The sequence below is a fragment of the Microcella sp. genome, from assembly GCF_033763155.1.
Classification (GTDB): Bacteria; Actinomycetota; Actinomycetes; order Actinomycetales; family Microbacteriaceae; genus Microcella.
Genome location: NZ_JANRKZ010000196.1, coordinates 1 through 3,547, shown reverse-complemented (window position 1 = coordinate 3,547; position 3,547 = coordinate 1). Strand labels below are relative to the sequence as shown.

At 66.5% G+C, this 3,547-nt stretch carries 4 protein-coding genes and 1 pseudogene; 1 reads left to right on the top strand and 4 read right to left on the bottom strand.

The genetic code is table 11. From position 1 onward, the window contains the following. Nucleotides 1-281: pseudogene (locus SFU54_RS08355) on the bottom strand (sugar phosphate isomerase/epimerase); the annotation flags it as partial. A 96-nt stretch (nucleotides 282-377) separates the two neighbouring features. Further along, a complete protein-coding gene (locus tag SFU54_RS08350) occupies nucleotides 378-1,055 on the bottom strand; it encodes a DUF998 domain-containing protein (RefSeq protein ID WP_319015821.1) in 678 nt (225 codons plus the stop codon). A 205-nt stretch (nucleotides 1,056-1,260) separates the two neighbouring features. Here SFU54_RS08350 and SFU54_RS08345 point away from each other — a divergent pair, with 205 nt between their 5' ends. After that, nucleotides 1,261-2,226: an NADP-dependent oxidoreductase gene (locus SFU54_RS08345; RefSeq protein ID WP_319015820.1), complete on the top strand. Its 966-nt coding sequence runs from the start codon at nucleotides 1,261-1,263 to the stop codon at nucleotides 2,224-2,226. A gap of 127 nt (nucleotides 2,227-2,353) precedes the next feature. Here SFU54_RS08345 and rplA read toward each other — a convergent pair whose 3' ends face one another. Then, nucleotides 2,354-3,043 carry a 50S ribosomal protein L1 gene (rplA, locus tag SFU54_RS08340; protein ID WP_319015819.1) on the bottom strand — a complete coding sequence of 230 codons (690 nt, stop codon included), beginning with the start codon at nucleotides 3,041-3,043 and terminating at the stop codon, nucleotides 2,354-2,356. A 77-nt stretch (nucleotides 3,044-3,120) separates the two neighbouring features. Next, nucleotides 3,121-3,547 (bottom strand): 50S ribosomal protein L11 (gene rplK / locus SFU54_RS08335; RefSeq protein WP_319015818.1); only part of this gene is annotated, 427 nt, incomplete at its 5' end.

Genomic DNA, 3,547 nt, shown 5'->3' with positions numbered 1-3,547 from the left:
TCTTCGGGAATGTAGGGGTCGATGAGCGTCGCGACACCGAGCGCTCGCGCCGCGGCGAATGCGGCATCGTGAACGCCGCCATGCAGCGTGACATGAGAGGTGGGGGCTACGAGGTGCGCCGCAGCAAGAGCGGGACCGAGGGTGTCCGCGGCTTCCACGAGACCGTACGGTTCGACCGCGCGCACCCCGAGGTCGGCCAGTCGTTGCGTGGTCGCCGACAGATCAGCCGCAAGGGCATCACGCACGGTATAGAGCTGCACAGAGGCAGATGGACGGGGCACGGCACGACTCCTCAGTGGTGGCGATCACACTTTCAATGCGCGATCGATGCGTCCACTCTACGGGCGCGCGTGCCGCGCAACCAAGATAGGTATGACCTAAGCGGCGTCCGGGGTCGCGGCCGATGTCATCACCGGTCGGGTGACGAGTCGGGTCGCGCGCACAATGCCGAAAACCACGAGCCACGCAATGCCGATTGTCGTCGCGACAAGTTCGAGGCGACTGCCAAAGACAGCGTTCCAGCGCGCCAATGAGAGCAGGCCTCCGGTCGCCGCCACGACTCCCACCGCGAGTGCCATGACGAGCGTGATGCCGCTTAACGCTCGGTGGCCCGGCGCAAAAGCGACTTGCAGCATCGCCCAACAGGCCGCGGCAAACGCGGCAATGGCCGCGAGCGTGTGCACGAGATCTTGCACCGTGAACGTGTCTCCGAGCGGCAAGGGGCACGACTGAGTGCACGGCACCTGAGAGGCGACGAAGAACGCCGAGCACGCGAACGCGAGCGTGAGAGCGGGCGTTCCGCGGCGCAGCAGGGCGGGACGGCTGCGCAGGTCACGCATCGACCATGCGACGAGCAATCCCCCCGCAACGAGCAAGAGCAGGGCCATTCGAAACTGCTCGGCCGTCGGCTCACCGAGGGCGCCGAGCTCGCTCACGTAGAGCTCGCGCGGCACCCGAACGCGAGCGAGCCAAATGAGCACGAGAGAGGCGGCCACCAGGAGGGCGCCGATGATGGCGAGCGCGGCATCCCCGTGCCGCCGAGGGCTATCGATCACAGACGGTCAGTCGACCGTGACGGAATCGATGACACACAACCCATGCACGAGGCACCTTTCACGAACGGCGGCAATCGTCAGCGCCCATGCTACGGCCACCGCGCGGCGCTCCCCACGCGGGTGTAGCAGGGATGTGACCGCGCGTTAACACGGCTGACCCGCGCATCGTGTTCACTGGGCTCACCAGGGGGAGGAACGACGAGCCATGACAACGATGCAGGCGATGGTGATGACGGCCGTAGGCGGGCCTGACGTGCTTCAGGTGACCGAGGTGCCGATGCCCGTTCGTGCCGGGGCCGAGGCACTCGTGCGCGTGCACGCGACGAGCGTGAACCCCATCGACGTCAAGACGCGCTCCGGTCGCGGATCAGCGGCGGCTATTCGGCAATACCCCACCGTTCTCGGGTACGACATCGCGGGAACCGTCGTCGAGTCGGCCTACCACTCGCACGCGCTGGCCCCCGGCCGCGAGGTCTATGGCATGACAACCGTTCCTCGCCTTGACGGAGGCAATGCTGAGTACGCGGCGGTACCCGAACTCTTTCTCGCGCCGAAGCCCACAACCCTCACGATGACCGAAGCGGCAGCGGTGCCGCTCGCCGCGCTCACGGCATGGGGCATGGTTGTCGATGTGGCGCGCGCGCATGAGGGCCAACGGATGCTCATCCACGCGGGAGCCGGTGGCGTCGGCCACTTCGCGGTGCAGTTGGCCACGTACTTCGGCGCAACGGTCACCGCCACGTGTTCCACGGCCAATGTGTCGTTCGTGCGCGAGCTCGGAGCGGCACGTGTCATCGATTACACGACCACACGTTTCGAGCACGAGGTGCACGACCACGACGTTGTCATCGACCTGATCGGAAACGTGCATGACAACACGGGCTCGCGGTCGCTTGCGACCCTGCGGCCCGGCGGGCTGCTCATCAACGCCCCGAGCGGGAGTTGGCCAACCATGCTCGACGACGCGCGTGATGCTCGCGTGCGGGCCACCGACTACAAGGTCTCACCGAGCGGAGCAACCTTGGCCGTCATCACCCGCATGCTCGAGGCGGGCGACCTGCGCGTGCACGTCGACCGTGTGCTGCCGCTCGCCGAGCTGGCTGAGGCGCACCGCCTGGTTGAGGCGGGCCACACGCGCGGCAAGATCGCGATCGAGGTTGCCCGCGGCTAGCGGCGAGCATCCGCCCGCCACGTGCCCGGCTAGCCCGGCGACGACAGAGCCGAGAACGCGAATGGCCCCGCCAGCGGCGGGGCCATTCGGTTGGTGCGTCGCAGTAGCGGCGGCGCACCCGTGAACGCTAAACGGCGTTGACGTCGAGCGGGATGCCCGGTCCGAAGGTCGTCGAGAGCGAGCCCTTCTGCAGGTAACGCCCCTTCGAGCTCGACGGCTTGAGGCGCATGACCTCGTCGAGCGCCGCCTTGAGGTTCTCGTGCAGCTGCTCTTCGCTGAACGAGGTCTTGCCGATGATGAAGTGCACGTTGGCGTGCTTGTCGACGCGGAACTCGATCTTGCCGCCCTTGATGTCAGTGACAGCCTTCGCGACATCGGGGGTCACGGTGCCGGTCTTCGGGTTGGGCATGAGGCCACGGGGGCCGAGCACCTTGCCGAGACGGCCGACCTGGCCCATGAGCTCGGGGGTCGAGACCGCCGAGTCAAAAGCGGTGTAGCCGCCCGCGACCTTCTCGATGAGCTCAACGCCACCGACCTCGTCAGCACCGGCCGCAATAGCGGCCTCGGCTGCCGGGCCCGTCGCGAAGACGATAACGCGGGCGGTCTTGCCCGTGCCGTGGGGCAGGTTGACGGTGCCACGCACCATCTGGTCTGCCTTACGCGGGTCGACGCCGAGCTTGAGCGCGACCTCAACCGTTGAGGTGGTGTTCTTCGAGCCGGTCTGACGAGCGACAGCCACGGCCTCAGTCGTGGAATAGAACTTGCCGTCTTCGATCTTCTCGGCCGCGGCCCGGTAGGCCTTCGACTTCTGTGCCATGTTGTGTCTCCTAAAAGTGAGTTCGCGGTTGGCGAGCCTGGCAGGCTCTCCCGCTGATGTGAAGGTGGTGGGTCGAGCTACTGCTCGACGGTGATGCCCATGCTGCGAGCAGTGCCGGCGATGATCTTCTCGGCCGCCTCGATGTCGTTGGCGTTGAGGTCAACCTGCTTCTGCTCCGCGATGGCGCGAATCTGCTCTTTGCTGAGCTTGGCCACCTTGACGGTGTGCGGGGTCGACGACCCCTTCTGCACGCCCGCTGCCTTCTTGATGAGCTCTGCGGCCGGCGGGGTCTTGAGAATGAACGTGAACGAACGGTCTTCGTACACGGTGATCTCAACCGGGATGACGTTGCCGCGCTGGGCTTCGGTCGCCGCGTTGTAGGCCTTGCAGAACTCCATGATGTTGACGCCGTGCTGACCGAGCGCCGGGCCGATGGGCGGGGCGGGGTTGGCGGCGCCGGCCTGGATCTGCAGCTTGATCAGACCCGTGACCTTCTTCTTCGGT